At 67.3% G+C, this 25416-nt stretch carries 13 protein-coding genes and 2 pseudogenes; 10 read left to right on the top strand and 5 right to left on the bottom strand.

Annotated elements, in window-relative coordinates:
• The first annotated feature begins 113 nt into the window (after positions 1-113).
• The 6 genes from NF4_RS26905 (at position 114) to NF4_RS26885 (ending at position 4495) form a co-directional block, all read left to right on the top strand.
• Positions 114-977 (top strand): LysR family transcriptional regulator, encoded by an 864-nt coding sequence (locus NF4_RS26905; protein WP_063130192.1) that lies wholly within the window; start codon positions 114-116, stop codon positions 975-977.
• 921 nt (positions 978-1898) lie between these two features.
• Complete coding sequence (locus NF4_RS39860) at positions 1899-2030, top strand: hypothetical protein (RefSeq protein WP_269749661.1); 132 nt, start codon at positions 1899-1901, stop codon at positions 2028-2030.
• Complete coding sequence (locus NF4_RS26900) at positions 2027-2323, top strand: WXG100 family type VII secretion target (protein ID WP_063130191.1); 297 nt, start codon at positions 2027-2029, stop codon at positions 2321-2323. The genes NF4_RS39860 and NF4_RS26900 overlap by 4 nt, the downstream gene beginning before the upstream one ends.
• A gap of 344 nt (positions 2324-2667) precedes the next feature.
• The gene (locus NF4_RS38820) at positions 2668-3093 is read left to right on the top strand and encodes a hypothetical protein (RefSeq protein WP_063130190.1); all 426 of its coding nucleotides are present in this window, start codon (positions 2668-2670) and stop codon (positions 3091-3093) included.
• Positions 3006-3827, top strand: a complete 822-nt coding sequence (locus NF4_RS39855) for a hypothetical protein (protein ID WP_063130189.1) — start codon at positions 3006-3008, stop codon at positions 3825-3827. The genes NF4_RS38820 and NF4_RS39855 overlap by 88 nt, the downstream gene beginning before the upstream one ends.
• Before the next feature lie 2 nt (positions 3828-3829).
• Positions 3830-4495: a pentapeptide repeat-containing protein gene (locus tag NF4_RS26885; protein WP_063130188.1), complete on the top strand. Its 666-nt coding sequence runs from the start codon at positions 3830-3832 to the stop codon at positions 4493-4495.
• Between the two features lie 483 nt (positions 4496-4978).
• Here NF4_RS26885 and NF4_RS39495 read toward each other — a convergent pair.
• From NF4_RS39495 to NF4_RS38100, 3 genes and pseudogenes are all read right to left on the bottom strand, one after another.
• Positions 4979-5113: pseudogene (locus NF4_RS39495) on the bottom strand (magnesium transporter); the annotation flags it as partial.
• A 246-nt stretch (positions 5114-5359) separates the two neighbouring features.
• Complete coding sequence (locus tag NF4_RS26880; protein WP_157120611.1) at positions 5360-16174, bottom strand: hypothetical protein; 10815 nt, start codon at positions 16172-16174, stop codon at positions 5360-5362.
• Positions 16175-16183: 9 nt separating this feature from the next.
• Positions 16184-16855 carry a hypothetical protein gene (locus NF4_RS38100; RefSeq protein ID WP_157120610.1) on the bottom strand — a complete coding sequence of 224 codons (672 nt, stop codon included), beginning with the start codon at positions 16853-16855 and terminating at the stop codon, positions 16184-16186.
• A gap of 609 nt (positions 16856-17464) precedes the next feature.
• Between NF4_RS38100 and NF4_RS36925 the strand changes: the two genes are divergently transcribed.
• The gene (locus tag NF4_RS36925) at positions 17465-17665 is read left to right on the top strand and encodes a hypothetical protein (RefSeq protein WP_084533487.1); all 201 of its coding nucleotides are present in this window, start codon (positions 17465-17467) and stop codon (positions 17663-17665) included.
• Positions 17666-17774: 109 nt separating this feature from the next.
• On the opposite strand, the gene NF4_RS26870 is transcribed toward NF4_RS36925, so the two are convergent.
• Positions 17775-19289: a hypothetical protein gene (locus tag NF4_RS26870; RefSeq protein ID WP_063130185.1), complete on the bottom strand. Its 1515-nt coding sequence runs from the start codon at positions 19287-19289 to the stop codon at positions 17775-17777.
• A 1559-nt stretch (positions 19290-20848) separates the two neighbouring features.
• On the opposite strand from NF4_RS26870, the gene NF4_RS26865 reads away from it, so the two are divergent.
• From NF4_RS26865 to NF4_RS40310, 3 genes and pseudogenes are all read left to right on the top strand, one after another.
• Positions 20849-21217: a Het-E N-terminal domain-containing protein gene (locus NF4_RS26865; protein ID WP_063814728.1), complete on the top strand. Its 369-nt coding sequence runs from the start codon at positions 20849-20851 to the stop codon at positions 21215-21217.
• Positions 21218-21232: 15 nt separating this feature from the next.
• Positions 21233-22660: pseudogene (locus NF4_RS40315) on the top strand (ATP-binding protein); the annotation flags it as partial.
• 186 nt (positions 22661-22846) lie between these two features.
• Positions 22847-24382, top strand: coding sequence for a WD40 repeat domain-containing protein (locus NF4_RS40310; protein ID WP_439956775.1), 1536 nt, complete (start codon positions 22847-22849; stop codon positions 24380-24382).
• Here NF4_RS40310 and NF4_RS26855 read toward each other — a convergent pair.
• Positions 24377-25285 (bottom strand): IS5 family transposase, encoded by a 909-nt coding sequence (locus tag NF4_RS26855; protein ID WP_063130182.1) that lies wholly within the window; start codon positions 25283-25285, stop codon positions 24377-24379. The two genes, NF4_RS40310 and NF4_RS26855, sit on opposite strands and share 6 nt — an antisense overlap.
• Positions 25286-25416: the final 131 nt, after the last annotated feature.

Genomic DNA, 25416 nt, shown 5'->3' with positions numbered 1-25416 from the left:
GTTGTCAGCCACATCACCGCGATAGCGGTGCGCGAACGAGAGCTTCCTCCGACCTCATCGTCGCGTCCAAGACAGATTCTCGATCGGCGATCACTTTTCTTTATAATGGCTGGATGAACCTCCAACGCGCCCGCTATCTCGTCGCGGTGGCAGAGCACTCCAGCTTCACGCGGGCCGCCGCGGCACTGCACGTCGCCCAGTCCGCGCTGAGCCAGCAGATCAAAGTGCTCGAACGCGAGGTAGGGGTGACGTTGATCGACCGGAACGGCCCGCGGATCGGACTCACGGATGCGGGCGTAGTCGCCGTTCGCGAGGCGCGATTCCTGCTCGTTGCCGCGGACCGGGCACTGATGCGGATCCAGGCCGCCGCCAGCGGGAGCGCGACACTGCGATTCGCGCATACCCGGTCCTGGGCGGGCGGCGCCATCGCCAACACCCTCGACGCGTTCCGCACGCGGTTCCCCGACGTCGCGATCGAGGAACATCGAGGTTTCACGAAACGGAATCTGGAGTTGGTGCGGGAGGGCGTGGTGGACATCGCCGTTGTGCGGCCTCCCGTCGACGAACCCGATATGACCGTTGAGGTGATGGACCGCGAACAACTGCTGCTGGCCGTTCCGGCGAACCACCCGTTCACGACCCTGGACCGGATTCGACCGGAGCAACTGGTCGACGAGCCGGTCGTGTTCTGGCCGCGCTCCAACGGACCCGGCATGTACGACTGCATCGTCGAACAGATGTGGCCCGACACTGCACCGCGCGTGGTACGCAGTGAAGCCGACGACGAACAGGTCCTGCACGCGGTGGGAGCGGGAGTGGGGATCGCCCCCATGCCCGCTGGACGCGCGAACACCTTTCGCGTTCCCGGCGTCCATCTCTGTCAGCTCGACGGGCCCCCGAAGTATCTGACCGTCGGGATCGCCTATCGCCCCGACAATCCCAACGCGGCGCTGCGAGACTACCTCGATTTGATCTGAGCAGCGGCAGCCCCGATCGCTGCCACGGCGCAGACTGAACCGGCGAGCTGCAGCGAACTTCGCATCCTGGCCCTCGCAAGGCCGATACGTGCTCCGATCGCGGTGCGTGGACGTTGCTCCCGACCGCGATGAAGCGGACAGAACCGTACTGGCGGCAGAGACATGCTCGCGGCCCGCGAGGTGCGTGGTCGGGTCGAGGCATGGACACGGCCCTCGGGCAGAAATGCCGCGAAAATGTGTCCGGAGAGGACAAGAGCCCCTCGCACAATGCCCCGACCTGCGAAAATATCAAGAGTGAAACATTGCGATACTGCATAATCGCAGTTCAGCACATTACGAGAGTGTCCGGAGGGGGATCAGAACACTGGAATCGCGGCAGCTGCACCGGGGTTCGGTGTGCATGCGGCCAGACTACACGGTTTCGTTGTTGTTCCTGTGAAGCGAATATCGACCTAATTCCGGTCCGGGCATGAACTGCTGGTGCCACGACAACCGACCCCGGGTCAGCCGCCCCGTGAAGGAGGTTCCTTCCATTGAATCTCGCCTCGTCGAGTATTCGCCGACATCCAGGAATCATCGTCTATGAAGCTTGGAAAGCTACCGGAACTTTCTTCGGCCGGTCCCGCCTTGGGCCGGCGGTCTGGCAACGCCTACGAGTAGATCCGATCACCTCATCGCGCGCGGTGAAGTTGAGCAATGAAGCTCGGGAGGATTGCGACTCCGCGGGATGCGAACGGTCCGAGTGGGCAAACCCGAGCTACCGCTCGTCCCGGGTGGCTGAAAGGCTCGGTGCGGATCGATGTGCGCGCGAGCCGGTAGCTGGGTCAGGCGCTCCCTGATAATCTCGCAGTCATGGTCGATCCAGGGGGAAGTCCAAACCCTGCCGGTGATGTCACTGTTGTACCGGAAGAGGTTCGGACGGTGGGACAGTTCGTTGCCGATATCGCCCGGAATCTCCGGTCCGGCCTGGATTCGGCAGGCACAGACGTCGATGCGTTGCTCGCCGACGGGTGGCGTGGCGACTCCCAGCAGTTCCCGAGCTTGAACCTATGAACTCCGAATTCGCCGTCGATATCGAACGACTCGACAACCTCGTCTCCCGCCTGTCGAGTCTGGCCGGCTACCTCACCGAACAACTCGACCTCATCGACGACAAGGTCGCCACCCTCGACGGAGCCTGGGAAACCCTTGCCGCCAACGCCTACCGCGACGCCCACCGCGTGTGGTCGACCGGGGCCCGCGAATTCGCCACCGGCCTGGCCGATATCAGCGACGCCGCCCGCACCGCACACACCCGATACACCACCGCAGCCGAGGTGAACCGGAAGATGCTGGACGGTGCATAACCCATGACCTGGGTCATCGACTCCGGCGTGTACTACGCCGCCGCGGACAAATGCCGCCTATTGGCCGGCGACCTCTGCCTAGCATTGGGGCCCCTGCACAGCACTCTGCTGCACGAGTGCGGGGGCATGGCCGGCGACCACAAGGACTCCGAAGCCTGGACCACCGCCTACAACAAGCACGCCACCGATATCGTCACCCTCGCCGCGACCCTGGCCAACGCCCTGCAGCGTTCGGTGATGTCCTGGCTGCCAACGGCTACAACTGGTGGCATGCCAACCGCGCCACAGCCAGCGGCCCCGAACCCGAACGCCCCACCGCCTCCGAACCCCTCTACGACTCCGGCATGGAACTACCGGGCAACGCCAAAGGCGACAACGGTCCCGGCCTCGACGAAGGCGCGGTCGCCGGGCTACTGAAGGAGGTCGGCCGAATCCCCAACGGCGATGTCACCAGACTCGGCAAAGCCGCAGACGCCTGGAAAACATTCGCCGAGCACACCACCATCACCGGCGCCGCCGACCGGATCAAAGGCGTCAACGCTACCTTCACCGGCAACACCGACCCCAACATCGCGGCGATCGAAGCCAAACTCATCACCTTGACCCAGGCCGCCGAACAGCTGGCCCAAGCTTCCAAAGCACTCGTCACCCCGTCGGCGATCATCGTGACGCCCTCCGGGAGATGCGCGACGACATCGAGGCCGCGGTCGCCCAGGCCACCCAGGAGCTCGCCGTCGCGGTCGTCATCACCGTCGGCATCGTCGCGGTAGCCGCCGCCCTCAGCGCCGGACTCGCCGCCCCCGCCGCAGCCGGCGGCGGTGCTGCGGTCACCGTCGAAATCGTCGCCACCGCCGCCGGCATCATCAAGAATGCCGTGTCGATCAGCCGCCTACTCATCATCTTCGGCGCCGTAGTCGCCGCCGGAACCGCCTCCGGCGCCTTCACTGCCATCCCCGACCTCACCACGAACGGCATCAACGCCGCCCTCGCCTCCATCGCCGCCATGGCCGTCCACATAGCCACCGATGATGATGCGACCGGTCCCGCGAATCCGGGCAACACCCCAGGTACACCCGAGTATGCGAAACGTGTGGAGGAACTTGCGCAGGATCCGGCGAAGAACGGGAAGGTCAGTCCACAGTCGAGGCGCGAGGCAGAGGTTGGCTTGACCAATGAGAATGCGGGTAGAGTCGGGCCGCTCGAGCGAGCACAACCAGGTCCCAACGGAGAGGACACCGGCGAGTTCGTCGACAAGGAGACGGGCCTGCACTGGGATGTCAAGAGCTCGCCGGATGTCATTCCCGATTATCGGCCGGCCGATGTCGCGGGTAAGCCGATACCCAATCCACAAACCGACGAGGAGTTTGTCGAAATGATCGAGGACTCGCTTGCGGACGGAGAAGGTGTAATGGTCGACCAAAGTGGCATGACCGAGTCCCGGAAAGCTCATCTCAGGCAGCTTGTGGAAAGCCATCCCGAATGGCAAGGAAAGGTGCTCTGGTAGAAATGGCGACCACAAACGGCCGCACCGTTGCGGAGGTCCGCAACTGGCCCGTGAGCCCAATGGCTCACCGAGCCCTGGCCGACTATCTCTCAGCCCTGCCTGCCGACCCCGCGACCGAGAGCAGCCCATCGACGCTGCTCAGTGGATCCGGGCTCGATTTCACCGGAGCGGACCTGTCCGGCCTGGATCTGCTCGGGGCGGAACTCAGCGAAGCGATCCTGACCGATGTGAAACTGGTCGGATCCGACCTGTATACAGCATGGCTGACAGCCGCCGACATCAGCCGGGCGGACCTCAGTCGCGCAGACCTCCGCAAGGTCCAAGGACGCGGCTGCCACGCCCAGCAGGCAGTTTTCCGCGGTGCGGACCTGCAGCGCGCCGACTTTTCGGTCGCCGAATTGGCGGGCGCGAATTTCCACGGAGCCCGGCTACAGCGAGTCACGTTTTCAGGGGCAGACCTTCGCAGAGCGAACTTCAGCGGTTGCACATTCGAACGCACCAGACTGTCCCGCGCACGGATCCACGGCGCTCACGTCGAGGAAGCCGAGGGCCTGGTCATAGGCCCCGTAGATATAGGCGAGAGCGCGCCGATAGTGCTGGACGGACCCGACCTGCAGGAGTGGTTCCACTCCAACGGAGCCACGAACGTCCGGGTCCATCGAACTTAGCCCGAATGGCAGACAAGGACGGCCTGTCCTGGCAATGATCCTCGATAGCTAGGATCGTGCCGCAACATATCGACCCGTACGGGATCCCACGGATCGACCACAGGCACCGGGCCGGGGAACTCATCGCCGATCGCCGATACGCTCACTGGAATCCATCTCCGCGAAGAGCACACCCGGCAGAAATACCGGCGATGGCTCCGATCGCACGCGCCACCCGGACCTACCGCAGCATGATGTCCGGTCGATCCGGTAAGAGCTGCGAGCGTCAGGCCAGGGACGCTCGGCCCAGGCCACCAACATCCTCAGCGCAGCGTCAATGGGGGCTGGATGTTTCCGGCGGGTATACCACCAAGGTCCTCCTCTAACGAGAGGCGCCCAGGATGCGGCTGGGTGGGTAGGCGCGGCCACGGAGCGCGACACCGCCGAACCGCTGCCCGCGGTGCCGCACCGCGGGCAGCGCCGATATCAGCCAGCTGGTCAGGTCACCCGCATCCGCGAGCGCGGGGTGAACACCTCTTCCTCCATCGCCTCCGCGTCGCGCTCCACCGATATCGCCACCTCCAGGTAGGTGTCGACGACGTGGTCGGCGATCGCGTGCATCACCGCGCCGGGGCCCAGCCGCCGAGGCCGGGGCCACCCGATTCGTCGTGCGGCCGTCGCTGGCCGGCGTCTCCCAGTGTCTCGACTCGATCGCCGCGTACGGCGAGACGATCGTGACCGCCTTCTCTTGACCCGTCGAGCCGGGCGCACCACCTCGCGGATATGCCCGGCCCATGGTTTTGCGTGTCCTGCCGAGGGCACACCATCTGCCACACTGTTTCCGCATTTCAAAAGGTGTTTCGATGCGCGGTACCAGCAGGCCGGTCAGCGTCGCCGACCCGGCGTTGTGGTGTCGTTTCCGCGCGGGGAATCACTGGAACCGGGTCGCCTGAGCGTCCACGGTGTCGGCCGCGGGCCATCACCTGGCGCCGACCCCGCCGAGTGGGTGTCGGGCTCGAAGGTCCTGTTCCCGATCAATCCGGTCGACCCATCGCCCCTGGTTCCCGAAGTCTGGATCGTATCGCCTTTTCCGTGCGGATCAGTGCCGTCGACCAGAGGTATAGAGGACCGGGATGTCCGCCGGGTGATCGTGCCGTCGGCTCGGCGGTGATACCGCACGGCACCGAATCGCCGGCGGTCGAGGGATCGACGCGCCCGCCCGGCCGGTGAATTATCGGCAGCCTTGACTGTCAAGTCGTAGATGATCCGCACCGCGTCCCCGACGTTGTCGTAGCCCTGCGACCGGACGTCGGAGAACGCTGAGGCAATCGCTTCACCCGTGTTCAACCGCCCGTCGGCGTGGAAGCTGTATCCGCAGAGCCGGCTCTTCAGCCACTTCTCGTAGCCGGCTACCGTGGCCGGGCCAAGGCGTTTGGCGATGTAATGGCCCAGCAGGGCATTTGCGATCAGCGTGCGAGCCACCCCGTGCCCCGCGTAGTCGGCTGCGTGCCCTAACTCATGCAACACTACCGCTCGCACGGGACGATGCCGGCCACTATCGGGGTGATAGCCGTTGTCCGCCACAATGGTCTTGGCGCGCCAGAAATTCTCGGCGTTCATGGCATAGTTGCGATCCAGTACCAATCGCCGGGCGTGGACGAGCCGGACCGCACGCTCGCCGGGGCGCTCGTATTCATATCGCCGCGGTGTCGCATCTTCGTCGTAGGCCAGTTCGGCGTACCCCAATGACCGAGTGCCGTTGGCCTTATCGGTGTCGATGATGGCAATTTCGGGGACATTGTAGGCCGCCAGATCGTCACGGAACTCGAAAGCCGTCCGCGCGTATTCCCGCAACACGTCCAGGTCCAGTTCCGAATCGAACCCGGTCACCTCGAAATGCCGTCCCGTTTCGGCATACAGCACATTGCGCAGATGGGTCGCGATGTCGTACCCGGTCGACAGGGCCGCCCACTCGTCATCGATCACCGTGGTGGGCATCAATGCCGCGTTCCCGGGTTCAGGCAAAGGCACGGAACGGGTATCGGTTGCGGCCACGCTGCGCGGCGCCGACCCGTCGTGCGCATCCAGCAGTCCGGCCAACCCCGTCAGCAGTTCTTCCTCCTGACCAGGCAACTCCGTACTCAGTAGCCCGAGCGCCAGCGCCTTCGACTTGTCCAGCACACCCGTGGACCATTCGACCGCGTCCGGGAGCATCTCGAGCTGCCACCGCCGGAACTCCGGCCCGTGCTGTGGGCGACCCGTACCGGCGAATGCCTCGCGCGACAACTCGTCCACGGCCGGATGGGCCGCCCGGCCACGCGAAATATCCAGCGCTGCGGCGAATGCCAGCACGGCGACCGCGTAGGCCGGCCGATCCGGCACCATCGCCGGCAGCTCGCCCGCCGCCACGGCTCGGTGCACGTGTTCCAGGAAGTAGTCGTCGTACGGATCATCCGGTGTGCCGGCCCTGGCCGATTCCGACCGGAAAACGTCCGGTTTCAGGAAGAACCGGCGATTCACGTACAGCGCCAGCACTTGCGGCGGTTCCTGTTCTGCCGACGAACCGGCCACCCGCGTACGCCGCTGATCATCGGAGGCGAACGCCGACACCGCCTCACCTTCCCACAGAACAGACGGCTCGATGACCGGAACATCCACGTCCGGGTATCTGCTGAACAGCGTCACCCACGCCCGCGCGAACTCCGCAAGCACCTCCGGTGTCAACCGGGCATCGTCGAACTTCACAACCACATCGCCATGACCGGGGAGAGCACGCAGAACCGACTGCAACCGGGCACCGATCGCACGGTTGCGCCCCAGCCGCGAGGTCCCCGCGTCGATCAGCTCCGACCATTCATCGGAGATCCCCGGCCCGTACCGCTGCGCGGGGGGTACGACCGAGGGACGCCTGCCGATGAGGCCGTCGCCCATATTTCCCCGCGACTCCTCGGACCGGGAGCCGTCCTCGTTACCTGCATCCGAGGGATGCGACCGTTCCGGCCGATCGGAATACACGTAACCACCGGAGGTATCCATCGCACCGAGCACCCGTGTCCTGGCGGCATCGAACACCTGACCGGCGACATCGAGCATTGTGCCGGCTTCCCGATAGCGCTGCAGGAGGGACTCGTTGCGCCGGAACCTGTGTGCGTCCAGCATCGACTCCCACCGGCCGTGCTGCGCGTTGCGGGCCGCGGCCTCGACGAGGAGATCGTGCTGGACCAGGCTCGACGCTCGGACCTCGGCGTGCGGCCCGAGCACATAGCGGCGGACGGCTACGTCGGCCCCGCCGTTGGCCACCGATTCTTCGGCTATGAATCGACCGGCCGCGTCGAAGCCGTAGGCGGGGATCGTGGTGCGCAGCCAGGCCAGCCAGCCGGCCGGCGTCGGTTCGCCGAGCTCCTCTGCGAGGTACAGATCGGCCAGGGCTTCGAGGGCGGCCACTTCGCCGTCGTTGCTGCCCGCCACGCCGAGAGCGTGCATGTATTCGTGGGCGGTATAGGCGAGAACCGGCCGCAACAGGAAACTCTCGGGATGCAAACCTGTGGCGACCGTGCGCCGGGCCTCCTTGCGAACTTCGCCAGCGCTCGCAGCCCATGTGGTGTCGAAAACGATCGACTCGGTGTAGCACCGAACGGCACCGTACCCCGGCAGGGTACCTGCTTGGGCGTCCTCATAGCTGAGGTCACCGAAACCGACCTCGCGAATATCGGTATTCGGATACGTCCGCATCAGCCAGCCCATTCCCCTGGCTACTTCTTTCACCACGTCGGTGTCGAGACGCGGCGAATCGAAACCGGAAACTTTGATGTTCTCGTGTCCCGGGAAGCCACGCAGGAGTCTCTGTAACGTATCCCCCACTGCCTGGTTGACCCGCGCGACGGTATCCGGATCACCGAGGTCCGCATCGGCGCCGATGACGGAGAATTCATCCACCAGATCCGGCGGCACCCCGAGCTTCTCGGCATTCGTCGCTTCCCGCAGCTCACCGATCGGTGCGTCCCCGGTGATCGGACGCTTCTCGATCCCGTCCTGAGCTGCCAGTAGTTCGTACAGCCGCCCAGCGGGGCTGTACGCCATGGCACGGCCCTCGGCGAATGCCGCAGCCACCCCGACGGCCACTGTGTACTCCCGGCCGAGCGCGTGCATCAAGTCGCCCCTGCCGAGACCCTGCAGGACCTGCCAATCATAGAATGCGTCCCAATGCGGACCGCGCTGTCTCTCGACCGGCCGCGCAGCCGCCGCGAAGTCCTGCTCGAAGAATTCCATCAGCGTCGGCAGCACCAACTGGCCGGCGTACTCCCAACCCGGAATACCGAGATGGGGCACCAGATCACGCACGGCCCACCGATACCTCGCGCGCTCCGCGGAATCACCGCGGCGCTCGCCCACCGGGGAGATCTCCATGGGGAAAGGCTCGGGTTGGCCTCTCGATCGACCGGTCCGGAGATCCAGGACGATCTGCCGCTGCCGCTCTGCGGGATAAGAAGAGTCGTACGTCCTGATGTGTCGCGGGAAATAGTGTCGACCGAGCACGATCGAGCGCTTCGTATGCCCGGGGAAGACTGTGCAGATATCCAGCACCGCCTGCGCATACACCCGCAACTCGCCGATATCCACATCCGCATCGGCCAAATCGAACCCGCGCACGCTGTGGTCCGCGCCGCCGGGCAACGCCCGCAACTCCGCTTGCAGAGCGACACCGATATCGGCAATCGTGGTATGCCCCGCGAACACATCGCGGCGCAGGCTCTCGACCGCCACCCACCCAGGTCCGGCATCCGCTCCACCCGCGGCATCATCGCCCGGTCTCCGCCCGATCGTGCCGCCGGGCGCAACGGCATCGCCGGCCGGTCCGGTGCTCGGGCTGCCTATCTCGCCGGTGATGTTGCCGTGTTCGAGGATGAGGGCGATGAACTCGTCCTGGCTCGTAACCATGGCGAGTAGATCGATATCGTGAGGGAATTCGGGGACCCGGCCGAGGTGGTGGACGCCGACAGCGGCCATGAAGGACCGGATGACCGCGTCGGAGCCGGATTTTCGCTGTGGTGCGTGGAACAGTTTGTAGGCGATCTCGGCCCAGGTGGCTGTGGTGAATTCGCCGGGCGCGGCGAGCTGGGCGAATGCGTCGTCGAGGATTCGCGTGCGTTCTTCCTGAGAGGACGTTTCGGAGAACACCTGGCCAGGAGCCAAGGCCGGTCCCGCGAAGGGGAGTTTCCCCGTCCGTTCGGCGCGGCGCTGCCGGATTTCCTGTGCGAGGTTTTCGGCGGTTTCGCCACGGATGAGCCTTCGTCCGAGGGCGGTCGTGCCGTCGGTGAGGCGAATGCGGGTTTCGAGGATGTCTCCGGTGACGCCCTCGGCGGTGAATCGCCGCCGGGCCCGTGCACCAGCGGCGGCAAAGGTTTCCCGGGCCCAAGTCGGCAATCCCACCGGCGTCTGTCTTCCCGGAATCCATATCGGGCCTTCACCATAGCGGGGAATGTCGCCGAGTCTGGTACGGCGGGGCCGGTCGATCGCTTCGGACAAAGCGCCCGGCCCGGCCTCCGAAGCAGTTGTCATGGTGCGCTGGTCGGTGATCTTCCAGAACTCCTGCTCCCAATCGGCAGGGCCGGGAGGACGGTCGAGCCCACGAAGATCTGCGACCACGGTGTTGGCCCAGTCGGCCTGGTCCTGGGCGAATTCGGCGAGCCGGTCGAGGTCCGCGGCGGCCTCGGCGGTGTGCGGGCGGGTTTTCTGGTCCAGTCTTCCGGGCAGCGGGAAGTTTTCGGCCGTCACGCCCGACCTTCGCGCCTCACTACTCGACGACTCCTCCGGACGAGCACCGGAATCGGCGGGTCTGCTCCCGATCCACCCGGGTGACCCGGCGTCGCGCCCACCTGGCTCGGGCAGTGTGCTTCCGATTGCTCCGGTGGATCCGGTCTCATCGCGTTCGGTCAGGTACCGCGTCAGCTCGAGCTCGTCCCGCAGGCGTCGCACCCGCCAGTTCGGCTGACCGGCATCGGCCTCGATCTCGGCCGCGGACTGCGGTCGCCGCGCGGTTGCCGCGGGCTCGGCAGGGGCTACAACAGCGTCCTCGGATGGACGGGCACCGACACCGACGGGCTCTGCGCCGCGGCGGGAGTTCAGAGCGTCGATGCGCGGTCCAGGTTGCCGGGGTGGCCCGGCCTCGGGCACGGGCGCCGGCGCTTCCTCGACTGCCCGCTCCGTTTCCGGACGCACTTCCGGCCGCTCGGTCATCGCTGCGGTGCCGGGGTCGCTGGCGAGTTCACCGGCCGCGTCGAAGTCTATGGTCCAGAAGCGGCGGTCGGCAGCGGACAGCCTGCCGAGGTAGCGCTCTTGCTCACGCTGCCAGGTGGCCAAGGGGATGGCCCGGTTGAGCAAGGCGCGGCGGTTGGCGAGGTGCTCGGGGCCGAAATCGCTGGTGTAGTCGCCGTCCGGCGATGCGGCGAGGTCGACCACTTTCAGTTTCGGCCGGGCGGGGTCGGTGCTGTCGTTGACCAGTACAACGAGGTGGTTGTCGGCATCGGGGCTGCGGCCCTCGGAGTTCTTCCACCGGTAGACCAGGACCTGGGCGCCTCCAGGGCGTTGTTTCAGCGAGGCGACGGCGTCGTCGAGTGAACGCGACTCCTGCGGTGCGCCGTTGCGGAACGATTGGCGGGTGGTGGCCCAGTTGCGTCCCCGCAATGCGAGTCCGCCCGGTGGCATGGTGAAGTGGTCGGCCTTGTCGGGAAAGAGCACGCGCATACCGGTGACGCCGTTGTCGACGCAATTGTTGGGGCTGCGGCGGTGGATCTCGGTGACCAGGTCGAGCAGGGCGGTGGTGGCGAGATAGTGCGCGGCCGCTTCGACGACGTCCGCGTGGGGAGCGGTTCGGTCGGCGCCGCCGGTTGCCGCTTCGGTTTCCGAGCCGTACTGCCGGTTCGCCGCACCGCCGGATACCTCACCCATGAGGGCTTCGCCCAGGATGTCGCGGGCCATGGTGGTGCTGACCTCGGCGAGTGCGGGAGACACGTCGGAGGAGGGGCCGGGGCCGCGCTCGGAGGCAGGCCCGGGATCGGCCGCCGCCGTCAGCGCCCGGGCCAGTTCGCGCTGGGCGGCGGTTGCGGCATCGCCGACCTGGCGCAGCCCCTCGGCGCCTTCGACCTCCGCGGCATCCCAGCCGAGGGCGGCGGCGAGCGGTGCACGGCGCGAGATGAGGTGGTCGAGGGCCTGTTCGTCGGTGAGCAGCGCGTACCGTACGGCTCGGCCGGGTGCGGTGGCGTCGATGGACTGGTGCAGAGCTTCGACCGCTGCGGGTGGGACAGCGGCGCGGCGCAGGAGTTCGCGAAGCGGATCAGCCGCTTCGGCGGTACGAGTTTCGGCGTTACGGGTCGTTTCGTCCGTGGCTCCGGCGGTAAGTGCGGGCGGTGGAACACCGAGCAGGCCGGCCAGCCTCCGCACGCGGTCGGCGGGAGTGTCGGACCCGGCGAGGCCGGCGTTGTCCGGATGCCACGGTGTGACGGCCGCGAGGAGCGCCTCGGGCTCGGAGATGGGGGCGTAGCGGAGCAGGAACTGCGCGGTCTGCTGATGGTGCGCGCGGTCCTGCAGCCCGGGTACGAGCGAGGCCAGCGCGTCCGCGGACTCGACGACGGCGTGGTGTGTTTCGGGGGTCGGGTCCGCCCGGTGTGCACCGACGGCCTGTTCGTAGGACACCACGGTTTCGCGGACCCCGCTCAGGTGCACGGCGTTGCGGATGATCCCGTCCTGTGGGGACATGAATGCTTGCGCGCTGCCGGGTGCGCCGTTGCGTGCGGTACGGTTCTTGCCCTGCTCGTAGATGTAGGACTGTTCGGGGACCTCGGTCATCCAGACATGCATGCCGCCTTGGGCCAGTACCTCGTCGGAGGGGGAGATATCGACGCCGCGCTGGCCCTGCCGGTTGATCACCAGGATCTTGCCCTGCGCACCGGCGGCGTCGAAAACGTTCTGCAGCCGAGTTTCCCAATCCGCACCCCATTTCGCGATCCGGGTGGCGTCGACGGCTTCGATCGCCTCGCGCGGCACACCGGCCCGCACCAGTGCGTTCACCTGCTTTTCCACCAGATCGTTACGGTGGCACAGGATTTCCTGGAACCGGCCGTGGCCGCCGTCCCACATGACGTGGGCGGATTCGGCGAGAGCGTGGAGTTTGGCCCGGGTGTTCTCGTGCACCTCGGGGGCGCCCTCGACCAGCCGTACGGGGTTGTAGGGGTCGACCCGATGCGGTGTGTCGAGGTTGTAGACGGTTTTCAGGACGCCACCGAGGTCGGCGAGGGTGCCCGAGGCGCCCGTGACGTGGTCGAAGAAGCGATCGGTGCCGTAGATCTCGGCGGCGGTGATACTTGTGGCGGAGTCGGTGTCGGCGCGGAGTACGATCCCGTGCTGTTCGGCGCTCATCCCGATCGCCTCGGCGGCGCGGATTTCCTTGGCCTCCACGGCCTGGGCGAGACCGGCCTTGCCCTCCTCGGCGCTCCACCGGGTTTCACTCGAGGTCTTCGGATTGCGCTGCAGGCCGTGTTCGCCCTGATCGATGATGACGATCTTGCCCTGATCCATCACATAGTGGGTCTTGTTGCGGGTGGTGAACTCGGCGGCGGCAGCCATCTCCAGCCGCGAACGCCCCATGTCCTGTAGCCAGCGCTGCCCGCCCGGTAGCGCCTGCACCTTCTCCACCCCGCCAGAGGTGAGACTCGCCTGCCCGTCGTACCAGTAGTCGGCCCCGATCTCGAAGGTTCCGTCGGGCAGTTCGATATCGACTTCTTCGACGAGGCGTTTCAGGCCGAAATCTTCATATGACAACTGCCCCTTCGCCAGCGCGCCGGCCAGAAAATCATGGGCATCGAACACCTCCTGGGCAGTCGGCTGCGCGGCCGCCTCCGACTGGCTCTCCGAACGGATGAACGTCTTCTCGCCGCGGTCGACGACGGCGTCCATTTCATCGATCACCACGCTGCGCGGCGGCGCCTCCTGACCGGAATTGCACAGATGCCCGACCGTCTCACCAGTGGCCACCACGATCGCGGGGCGACCGGGCTTGTGTCCGAACCCGGACTCCTGATCGGCACGCAGCACGTCGATACCGAAGGGCTCGAGCACCCGCCGGTACTCGGTGAACTCACGATGCGCCAACCCGTCGGCGGTCGTCACCAGCAGCACCGATCCCTCGCTGACCGCCTGCCGCATCGAGTGCAGCATGAACATCAGCGTCTTGCCCTGTCCCGGCAGCATCTCCACCGGCCGGCCGGCCGCCAGCTCTAGCACACCCTCGAGCTGCGTAGGCCGCAGCACCATGCCGCCGGGGATCTGCTCGCTCACCGTCTGGCGCCGTATAATCTCCATCCCCGCGCTCAGCGAATCCCGCTCACTCCCATGGAAAAGCCCCGCGGCCACCGCCTCGTCGGACAGGTTGGACAAGCGCAGATTCGCCGGCAGGTGCTCGGCCGAGCGGGCATGGAAATCGGCCAGGATCTCCTCGGCGCGCTCGCGCGACGTCGGCCCGTCCGGGACTCGATCGCCGGATGCCCCCGCCGACTCGGTATCCCCGGCGGGTGCACGGTCACCGGAAGTGTCCGACTCACCCGGGACCGCGCGGTCACCGGAAATACCCGGCTCACCGGTGGTTTCGCCCGAATCGGCGGCCGGATCCACCCGCTCACCAGAGGTGTTCTCCCCACCCGCCGTAGCAGGCTCGCTTCCGGCGCCGTCGGTGCCTGCCTGTGCGCTGGTGGTGTGTCCGTCGTCGGACGAGCGAACCCGGCCGGCCTCGGTGCCCATCCCGTTCCGGCCGGCCTCGGCACCGCTGGCCGCGCCCCGCGGCACCGGGCGATCGCTTGCGGCACCTGTCAAGGCAGCAGCAGTCGAGGCGTGCGGACGGTTCGCGGCGGTGTCCATGACCTTCGGTGCTGGTGCGGTTTCGCCGGCCGCCGACACTGTGCGGAGCGCCTCCCCCGGCATCCGGCCCCCCGCAGGATTGCGCTGAGCACCGTCGGGTGCCGGCGTGTCGCCCCGGCCTGCCGGCATCACCGTCTCGGGACGGCCCGGAGCACCGGTGGTCTCGGGACGTCCTCCAGCCCTGGCAGCATCTGCACCTGCCGCGGCGCCCGATGTTTCGACCCGACCGGCGACGGACTCCGGACCAGCTGCCACCGCCGCTGGATTCGGGTGTGCGGCGACCGCCCCCGGTCCGGTTCCCCGCACGTCCGGCGACGCCCACATCGGGTCGGCCACAGCCTCATGACCGGATGGGCTGGGGGCAGCTACCGGTTCCGCGCGCCCCACGACGGACACCGGCTCCGCGCGCTCCACCACACCAGGAACCGATTCCGCCGGCTGAGCCGCAGCAGTCGCGGACTCGGGACGGTCCACCGCAGACGGATCGGAACGACCGGCCGACTCGGTTCTCTCGGCATGTCCCGGCTCGCCTCCCGGAACCGAATCCGCGGCCGCGGGCGTGGTCACGGCAGCCGAGGACGCTGTGGGCGCACCGGACGTGCCGTCTGCCGAGACCGCCCGATCCGGCACCGTCGCCCCGGTCCGATCCCCGGAGCTCCACGCCGCTTCCGCGCGTGCCCACTCGGCCCGGGCTTCCGGGGAGATCCCGCGCGCCACCGAAGGCCCCGCGTTCCAGGCCGCACCGGCGTCCGGATGAACAAAACCGCCGCTGCCGTCCACGGTCTGCGGAACGACCCCCGGTCGCGGCATCCCGGCGCGGGCAAACACCGCACCGGAGAATCCGCCGTTGACCAGGGCGCCCAGTAAATCTGTGTAATGCTCCGGCCAGCCGGCGACGAGCGCCGTGGCACCCAGACCGGACACCGCACCCGCGGTGCCGTGCACCAGACCCGCCAGCATCGGGCTGGAGCCCACCGCAGGAAATATCGTGGGCGCGTACCGGGCCGCGAGCATACCGCCCGCCGCACCGGCCACACCGGCAAAGCCGGCCAATCCGATCGACCTCAGGTCGATGCCGGTCGGGTTGGTACCGTCCGCGCCCATCAGGAGCGGATCGCGATGCCCGGCCGCCACCTGTAGCCCCTGCACACCGGCATCCACCCCGGCGGTCAACCCCGCCGCCTGGACTGCCCCCACCACCGCGAACCGCCCCGGCCCTACCTTCGGCATCCGCGCCGCGGTATTTGCCGCGATGCGCTCATACGCCTGTTTCCACGCCGCCCGCATGGCCGTGACCCGCGCCCGCCCGGCCAGCAGGCCGGCCTGCGCCGCGGGCGCCGCCGCCACCACCCCCGCCGGACCGGACGCCGACGCCGCCATCAGCATCCCGACCAGGCGCACCGCAAGATCGATCGCGAAGACGAACATCACGCACAGATGTTTCTCCGCCTCATTGGCGGCCGCATCGGCCTGATCGGCCAGCGCCACGGCCTGCTCACGCAGCATGCCCGCGCCGTCCTGCTGCTGTTCCAACGCGTCGCGGAACCCGTCACCGAACCTGCCGATGGAATGCTCCTGCGCGAGAATGCTTTTCACGGCATCGGCATGTTCTCCCAGCGCGGCGGCATCGGTGCGCAGTTCCTCGGCCATCCACCGCATCTGCGAGATATCCGTATTCGGCAGCATCCCCCCGAACACCACCATCTCGATCGGCAACCGCACGAAATCCGGTAGCCCCTCGAACGCATCCCGCAACGCGACCACGGGATTCAGTAATTCCGAATCGACCACCCGCGCCACCTAGTCCCGCTGGTGTGCGGCGTCTACCAGCAGCGTATGCAGCGTCCGGGCCGGCGCACTCGCCGCACCACCCCGCAGTACGACCTCGGCGAATCCGGCACGCACGGCCCGCTGCACGTCGAATCGGCCCGAATCATCCGTCGCGCCGGCCAATTCGGCACGCCACTGGCGAAATCCGCGCACCAGCTCGGCCAGCGTCGTGTACTGGCCCGCGACTGCTGTCATGTAGTCGGCCACCAGCGCCCGCCGCGCACCTGCCCCGGCGGCGCCGCCACCGGCGCTGTCCAGCGCCGGACCGAGAGCACGAACGGTTTCCGCGTAGATCCCCGCACCACCGGATCCTGCTGCCGGATCATCCATCGCGGCGGGGGCCGTGTCATCCGGTCCCCCGCCGGCCGGGACGCCCGGTGTGCGTGCCGCGCGGCGGTCGAGGATTATCGACCGGATCGTCGCCGATATTCGCCGTTCCTGCCGCCACTGCACCGGCTCCGCCTCGTCGCCCAGCTCGGCCACTGCGACGCGATCGACAACGATCATCGGATAGTCCGTCAGCACTCGGTCGACGGCCGCGGCGAACTCCCGCATCGGCTGCTCCGCCAGGTCCGGCAGGTCGAACCCGGCGACCTCGACACCGTGCGACCGCGCGAGCATCTGTCCCAGCCAAGCCGGCACGGGCGAACGATCGAGGTTCTCCGTAGGTCGCTCAGGTGCGGGACGGCGGCCGTTACGGCGCGGCGGCTGGGATCCCGGTGGGGGCGAACCATTTTGCGGATTCGCCCCGACCGGCGGCTGCCGGCCCGGCATATTCGGCGAACGTCCGCTCCAGGGGCTTCCTCCGGAACCGAGCCGAGTCGGACGGGCAGACTCCGCACGGGGTCCGGTATCGACTCGGTTCGGTCCGGTCGGCGCCGGGTTCCCCGGCACCGGGAGACCGGGCGCCGTGGGAGCCGATACCGAGCGGGATGGGTTGCCAGGACTCGGCGCATCCACAGGGCCGGTTCCGCGGGCCTGAGCCGGGGCCCGGGTAGCGGGGGCCCGGTCAGCGGAAGCCGACGGCCTGTCACTGCGGGGAGGCACCTGAGCGGCGGGGGAATTCGACACCCCGGTCGGCGCTGTCCCCGGTGGCGCGGCACCCATATCAGGCTCCGTCCGCGACGGGGTCGCCGATTCCGCCTTCACGCGGCGGTCCGGAGCCGTCTGGGGCTCGGTCACCGTCCGGGGCACGGAACGCTCGGTAACACGAGCCGACGCGAAACGCGTCTCGTCGCCGGGACCGGGCGTGTGCGTTATGCGCCGACCGGCGTCCCGATCGTCGATCGCGAATCGGTCAGCGGCACTGCGGATCGCCGCGGCGGTATCGCGCAAGCCGTCCGCCATCGCCTGCTGACCGGCCAGCAACTGATCGGCATTGGGGGTGAAGCCCTCCGCGAACGCGTCGCCCATATAGTCGTCACCCCAGCACCCGTGGGCGAGGTCCAGTGAATCGCGCAGGTCGGCACAGGCGCGGCCGACCTGCTCGCCGAGTTCGGCCAGCCGGGCAGACTGCCGCAGCAGTTGATTCGGATCCAGTTCGATTTCGCCGGCCATACCGCTACACCCCCGAATTCGCCCGACCGGCCCGGCGCCGCCGGAATCGTTCCTCGACCCGCGCCGCGAATACCGCCCACGGCACCGACGAGGTCGAACGCTCCACCACGGCATCCGGGGCGACATAGAACACCGCACGGTTCAAGGCGATGTCACCGTCCGGCGCCGGTGACCGCACAACCCACACTGTCCCGACCCGCTCGGCCCGCAGCGTCGACAGCGGATAGCCGGTCGTATCGTGGCCCTGCCGTCGAATGTGCTGCCACACCGAATCGATCGCGGTCTCCGCCGAGATCGCCGCGCCCGCGACCTCGGCGACGGCGCGTTCCTTTCCCGGCCCGGAACTTTCTGCCCCTCGACGAGCGTCCCGCGCATCCTCCGCCCCCGGTACTTCCGACTCGGTCCGGGGATTCCCATTTCCACCGGTAGCCTCCAGCCCCGCTACGGTGAACTGGAACAGGGCGCCGTCGAGATCGAACCGGTCCGCGGATCCGAAGGCCCGCTCGACAACGGCCCGGGTCACCGACTTGGCTTGCGCGGCGAGGACCAGCTCCTCGGCACCGGCAGTACCGGCCCCGGCGCCGACCACGCTGCCGATGATCCCCGCCACCGCCTCCACCGTCCACACCGCCGGAATCGCCGGTGCGCACTGCGGGACGGGGTCGGATTCTCCGCGATGCCAGCGCCCGTCATGCCACCAATGACAGAATGTCAGCAGCCCGGTCGCGGCCCGTGGATTGAGTACCGGGTCGGCCACCCATCTCGGTGCGCCGGCGAAGAGATTCGGCATGTCGGCGCCGGCATTGTAGACAGCATCGAGCATCGGCGCCTCCCACACACCACCCGAGAGCACTGCCCGATCGTGGGGAAGCAGAGTCAGTGTCGAACCGCTGCGCCCCGCTCCCTCGAACACACCGACCGACGGCCCCACCCGAGGCCCCAGCTCCAGCCGGGTCGCCACGAAGGCAGCGGACAACACCACCCACCGCGCCCACAGCACCCCGAGGTCGGGCAATTCGCCGTCCACCGTGGCCGCGCGCACACCGCCGCCGCGGTCCGTCTCCACGGCCGCCGCCGCTCGCTCCGGTGTGCGGGCCGGTCCGGCGCCGCGCCGAAGGTAGGCCGCCAGCCACACCGGCAGCCGCTGCCGCGGGTACTGTTCCAGATCGGCGAGATAGGCTTCCGGGGCGAACAGCTGCTCCCCGGGGAACGGTTCCGCACCGTCGTCACGGAAAGTCTCGACATCCTCCCCGTCCAGTCGCACCAGCAACCGCCACCACGGCCCGTCGCCGGATTCGGCCGAGACCACCCGGTGCCGCCGCACCGCATCCCACACCGTCTCCGGCACGGCACACCGCACCGGCCCCGCACTCGTATCGGCCAGCAGCACGGCAGACTGACACACGACGGTCATTGCAAACCACGCCTCGAGCCGCCGCCAGCCGGCCGGAGCGAAGGCCGGCAGTCCCCGCGCGATCTTGTCGACCACGCCCGCAATCTCCTCGCCGTGCCGGGACATCTCGCACCCCTTACCGACAGCTGGGCCACCACGACACCGGTGCCCATCCAGAGTTCCACAGCACCCACAAAGATCCCGCGCAACAGAAGTATTCGAACACCTGTCTCCGCAGTTACTCCATCGTCTGCACTGATACCTGGCAACATTTGGAGCCCGGTACGGAAAACCCTACTGAAACGGCCAGTGGCGAACAATCAGTCCATTGCCTCTTCTGAAAAGATTGTGCGCACTGCACATTCAGTGGACTGATTATGTCCATGCCGCACAAGTTTGCGGCGGGACCGTTTCGTGGTCGGTAAGTCCGCCCCCGGCGCGGCAATGGCATAGACGGTCGGCATCGAGCCCGAACACTACGGACGGAAACGACGCGGACAGCGGACCGGCGGCTTCGAAGCCGAGCTCAGCCTGCTAGCGACGCCCGAATTCGACGATTTCGTCGTGATCGCGGCCTCCGCGGAGCGGCGCATTCGATTCGCCGACGCGCCTCGGAGGTACTGATCCGCAGCAGATCACTCAATAGCTCCGCCGTGTCCCGATAGCCGGTGCCGGCAGCGAGACTACGGCGCTTGGCCTCGGCTACTGCAGCAACCATGGCGGCACCCAGTCGCCGCCGGTGACGCTCGGTTTCGACGAGAGTGCGCAGCAAGTCGACATCGGCCAGTTCCGGCCATCCCCGGGCCGGCGCATGCGACTTCGATCGGGGAGCTCCGGCCGAGAGCTGTGCGCGTGTCCGGCCCTGATCCCGCGTGCTTCGGCCGTATCGTCCGTTCTGACCAGGCTTTATTCCAGCTTTGACCAGCGGAGGTAGGCATGGCGGGCACTCACGAATCGGTGCAGTCGGATGCGGGCGGCGTCGTGACCGTCGACAACACCATTGGGTCCCGACCCCGGCCCGGGTGCCGGCGCCGATGCTGGCCGTCGCGGGTCAGCCTCCGGATGCTCCTGGGTGGGCGGTGGAGATGAAGTCGGACGGAAACGGACGGGTTCGCAGAATCCTGTAGCACCGAGCCGGTGAACATGACTGGCATTTGCGCCTTGGCTCGTGTTGCGCCATAGGTCCGGGTGGCGAGTCGGCGAGGGCACCTGAGGGTCTGCTCAGGCTCCGGTGAGGGTGTGGGAGGCCTACCATGAGGGGCTGGTCGACCGCGGTGATCCATTTCGGCCCCGTGTGACGGGACACTGGATTCCGGGTGTTTCAGTCCTGGAGACGGACCCGATATCCGCCCGGCGACGCGACGGAGCAGGGCGGAGCTCGGCAGACGGGGAGTGCACCCGGTGGCAGGCATCCGAGCTGGTGCGCTGCGCGTTCAACGAACTCCTCGGTGTGCAAGAACAGGTTTCTGATCGTCGTTTCGAGCCGATGACTGACGCCGTTACTAGATGTGCTCACCCACCGTCAATGCTGTTCCAATCGGTCTTGATCTGGCCGATTGCCGTGATTCTTCGAATCTCTTCTCTCGCTGGCCTTGGTGGCGGATGGCTGTCGCCGGTTCTGGTTCAGGCCGGAGGGATTCCAGCTGTGTTACCTTGTGCGGCAACATATGCGGGAGGGAGCGGTCATGGACCCGTTGACGGTCATTACCACCGCGTTGATCGCGGGAGCAGCCGCCGGGGGCACCGAAGCCGCGTCCATGGCGGTGCGGGACGCGTATACGGCATTGCGTGATCGTCTCAGTGGCGACGCCGATTCCGGAACCATCACGGTGCTCGAGGCGAACGAGGCAGCACCGGGTAGCAATATCGGTGAACTGGAAACCACGCTCGGTGAGCGTGCGGCGCGCGATCAGCAACTACAGGCAGCCGCGGAAACCTTGTTGGCGCGACTGCCTACCGAGCGGGTCGAGCACGCACGGAGCAAGATCGATCTGAGGCATGCCCGCGGTGTGCAGGTCGGTGACCACAACACCCAGCACAACACCTTCGGCTGAGACCGGGGCTCCGCTGTGCACGGCGACAGCATCGAGGACGAGGCCAGCGAGGGATCCGATCGCGGTCGGGTGGTGGATGCTCGCGCGGCGCGGGGTGTGCAGATCGGTGATCACAACACGCAGGTCATCTACAGCTATCACGGGACGTGGACCGATGGGGTGGCGCCGGCCCCTTTGATCGGCGTCGCGGGCGAGGTCGAGTCGCCGTATCGGGGGCTGGGCTGGTTCTCCGAGCGTGACGCGCCGTTTTTCTTCGGCCGCGACACCGCGATCGACGACCTCCTGCAACGGCTCTCACAACGGGTGCAACAGCCCGGCATTCTGCTGGTGTCCGGGGTGTCAGGTGCGGGAAAGTCGTCGCTGCTGCGGGCGGGAGTGCTGCCGCGCATCCGCGGGCAGGGGTTGCTGAATACGCCGGAGGCCTACTCTTGGCCGTGCCTGGTACTCACAGCGGGGCACGATCCACTCGACGAACTCGCGTTGTCCATAGCCCAGGTGGCGAGACTGGACGCCGCGACGACTCGCCGTGAACTCCGCAACGACCCGGCAGGGTTCGCGGTGATCGCCGCCCAGGCCGCACAGACCGTGCCGACGCCGCCCGGCGGTGGCCGATGTGGGTTGTTGCTGGTGGTGGATCAGTTCGAGCAGTTGTTCACCCAATGCCCGGACGAATCGCAACGCCGCGCGTTCATCACCGCGTTGCACGCAGCCGCGACCACTCGGCGCGCCGACACCGTGACGCTGGTGGTGCTGGTGGTGCGCGCGGATGTCGAGTTCCGCTGCGGCGACTACGAGCTATTGAGCGACGCGTTCCAGCACCACTACCTGGTGACCGCGATGACCGAGCGACAACTACGAATGGCCATCACCGAACCGGCCAAACAGGCCGGGTCACGCATCGACGACGACCTCGCCGAACAACTATTGCGAGAAACACGTGGCCACGCCGCTGATTCGGGGCCGGCGACTGTGTCGGCGGCCGGGGTACTGCCGCTGCTGTCGTATGCGCTGGATCGGACCTGGCGGCTACGGCGCGGCGATACGGTGACCGTCGCCGATTATGAACGCGCCGGTGGTCTCGGGGACGCGGTCGCCGAAAGCGCCCAGCGGGCCTACGGTTCGCTCACCGCACCCCAGCGACGCGCTGCGCGGCGTGTTTTCCTCCGGCTGGTCGTCAGCGGCCCGGACGGCGTGGACACCGCCGACCGTGTAGGTCTCGACGATTTGGCCTGGGATGGGGTGGACAGCGGCGACGTCGACGCGGTTCTGGTGGCGTTCACCGAAGAGCGCCTGCTCACGATCGGTGCACGGACCGTCGAGATCAGTCATGAAGTGCTGTTGACCACGTGGCCGTTGTTGCGCGATACCTGGCTGGCCGAAACGCGTGACCACCGGGCCGTGATCGCGCGGCTACGCATCGCCGCGGCAGAATGGGCAAGTAGCTGCCGCGACCCCGCGCACCTGTACTCCGGCAGCGTCCTGCACACCGCGACCTCCTCCGCTGCCCAAACGGCTGCTGATCCGGCACGCTACCCATCCCTCGGTGCCACCGAGATACAGTTCCTCGCTGCCAGTACTCGTGCCCAGCGCCGCCGCGTCCGCCGGCGGCGAGCCGTCACTGGGGTGTTGATGTTCCTGGTCGTCGCCTTGACCGCCGCGACACTCGTTGTGTTCCGCGCCAATCAGAACACCATCGAACAACGCGACAGAGCGGTCGCGCGTGAGCTGATCGCCGACAGTGAACGCCGCGCCACCTCGGATCCGTTCGGCTCTCGGATATCGGCACTGGCAGCATGGAGAATCGAGCCGACCGACGAAGCGCGCTATGCCCTGCTCGCCGCCCTCCACAACCCGGCCACGGCACGATTCACCACCCAAGGCGCGGTTCAGTCGGTGGCACTCAGTCCGGACGGCGCCACTCTTGCCGGCGGCAGCTTCGATGGCTCGGTTCAGTTGTGGGACGTGGCCGGTAACCGGCCGCTCGGCAACCCGCTGACCGGCCACAGTAGTTCGGTGAATTCGGTGGCGTTCAGTCCGGACGGAAGCACTCTCGCCGTCGGCAACGAGGACGGTTCGGTTCGGCTATGGGACGTGGCCGATCGCCAGTTGATAGGTGAGCCGCTCGCCGGTCACGCTGGGGCGGTGAGGTCGCTGGCCTTCAGTCCGGGCGGCACGATCCTCGCCGTCGGCAGTACCACCGACGATGGCTCGGTGCAACTGTGGGAGGTGGAAGGTCAGCGACCTATGGGAGCCCCACTCGTCGTCCAGGCCAGTTCCCCGGGAATGGTTTCGGTGTTGGCGCTCACGTTCAGCCCGGACGGTGAAACCCTGACCAGCAGCGGTAGCGACGGTTCGGTTCGGTTGTGGAATGTGGCCGGCCGCCGGCTCGTGGAAGACCTGCTCGCCGGTCGCGACCATTTCGCGGAGTCGGTAACGCTCAGCCCGGACGGCAAGACTTTGGCCAGCGGCAGCAGCACCGTCTACGACGAGAGCGCCCGCAGCACTAGCGGTGCGGTTCGGTTGTGGGATGTAGAAGGCAACCGGCCGCTGGACGCGCCGTTCCCCGGTGTCAGGTTCCCATACGATATGGGCTTGTCGGTCGTATTCAGTCCGGACGGAAAAATCCTGGCTGTCGGCAGCGGCGATGGTTCGATCTGGTTGTGGGATATGGAAGGCGACCGGCCGCTCGGCGAACCACTCGTCGGTCACAGCAATGCGGTGAACTCGATGGTGTTCAGCCGGGACGGCGAAACCTTGGCCACCGGTAGCGGCGACGGTTCGGTTCGGCTGTGGAGTCTGGCCGGACGCCGGCCGATGGACGCCCCGCTCACAGGTCACAACGAATCGGTGTTGTCACTGGCGCTCGGCCCCGACGGCGAAACCTTGGCCACCGGCAGCGACAACGGTTCGGTTCAGCTGTGGGATCAGTGGGAAATAGGAGGTGAACAGCGTAACGGCGACCCGCTCGTCGGCCACAATGATTCGGTGGTGGCGGTATCGTTCAGTCCAGACGGCAAGATCCTGGCCAGCGGAGGCTACGACGATTCGGTTCGGTTATGGGATATAGAAGGCAATCGGCCGCTGGACGCCCCGCCGATCGAGGTCTCTTTCTTGTCCGAGGTGGCGCTCGGCCCGGGCGGCAAGCTGCTAGGCCGCGTTTCATAAGCCGTGGCCGGATAACCACAGGTTGATTGCGGCGACGCGGACCGTGGCCAGGTAACGGACAGCGAGTTTGTCATAGCGGGTGGCGACTGCGCGGTGCTGTTTGAGGCGGCTGATCGTGCATTCCACGGCGTGCCGCAGTTTGTAGAGGTTCGGGTCGAACGCTGGCGGCCGGCCGCCAGCGTTTCCTTTGGCCACGCGATGCGCGGCCTGGTCCGCCTTGATCGGGATGGTTGCCTTGATCCCGCGTTGCCGCAGGTAAGCACGGTTGGCCGCCGAGGAATAGGCTTTGTCGGCCAGGACCCGATCCGGTCGCGACCGGGTGCCACCGACCCCGAGTCGCGGCACCCGTATTTCGCCGAGCACCGTCGTGAACTGCGGGCAATCGGCCCACTGACCAGGTGTGATCACCAGCGCCAACGGCCGCTGGCCCTGGTCGGCGGCCAGATGCAGCTTCGTGGTGAACCCACCCCGCGACCGTCCCAGACCGTGGTCAGCGGGTTCGTCGTCGAAACCACCCGCCGGCTCGACCTGACCGGCGAAGTCGCGGCGGGCACCCGCCGCATGCTGGTGCGCACGGGCGATCGTGGAGTCCACGCTCACCGTCCACTCGACCTCACCGCCCGCGTCGGCGTGGGCTTGCAGCGCGGTCAGTATCGATTCCCACGTGCCGTCACGCTGCCAGCGGCGGAACAACCCGTACACCGTCTGCCACGGCCCATACACCGTCGGAATATCACGCCACGGGCTGCCGGTCCGGATCCGCCACCGGATCCCGTCGATCAACCGGCGTTTCGACCACCGCGGGGGCCGACCCGGCTTCATACCAGCAGGTAGTAGCGGTTTCAGTTTCGCCCACTGGGCATCGGTCAGATCCGCACGGCAGGTTGCCGTTACGCTGTTCAAGAGGTCTCCGGTTGGTTTCCGGTTGTGCTTGGTCGTTCAACCAACTACCGGAGACCTCGCCACATCACCAACTTCTCAACCCGGACAACGGGTTCCATCCCACACCATCGGGCTTATGAAACGCGGCCTAG

Origin of the sequence: Nocardia fusca NBRC 14340 (assembly GCF_001618425.1) — a bacterium.
GTDB classification, from domain to species: domain Bacteria; phylum Actinomycetota; class Actinomycetes; order Mycobacteriales; family Mycobacteriaceae; genus Nocardia; species Nocardia fusca.
The sequence above is the reverse complement of the archived record's forward strand: the minus strand, read 5'-3'. Positions and strand labels throughout refer to the sequence as shown.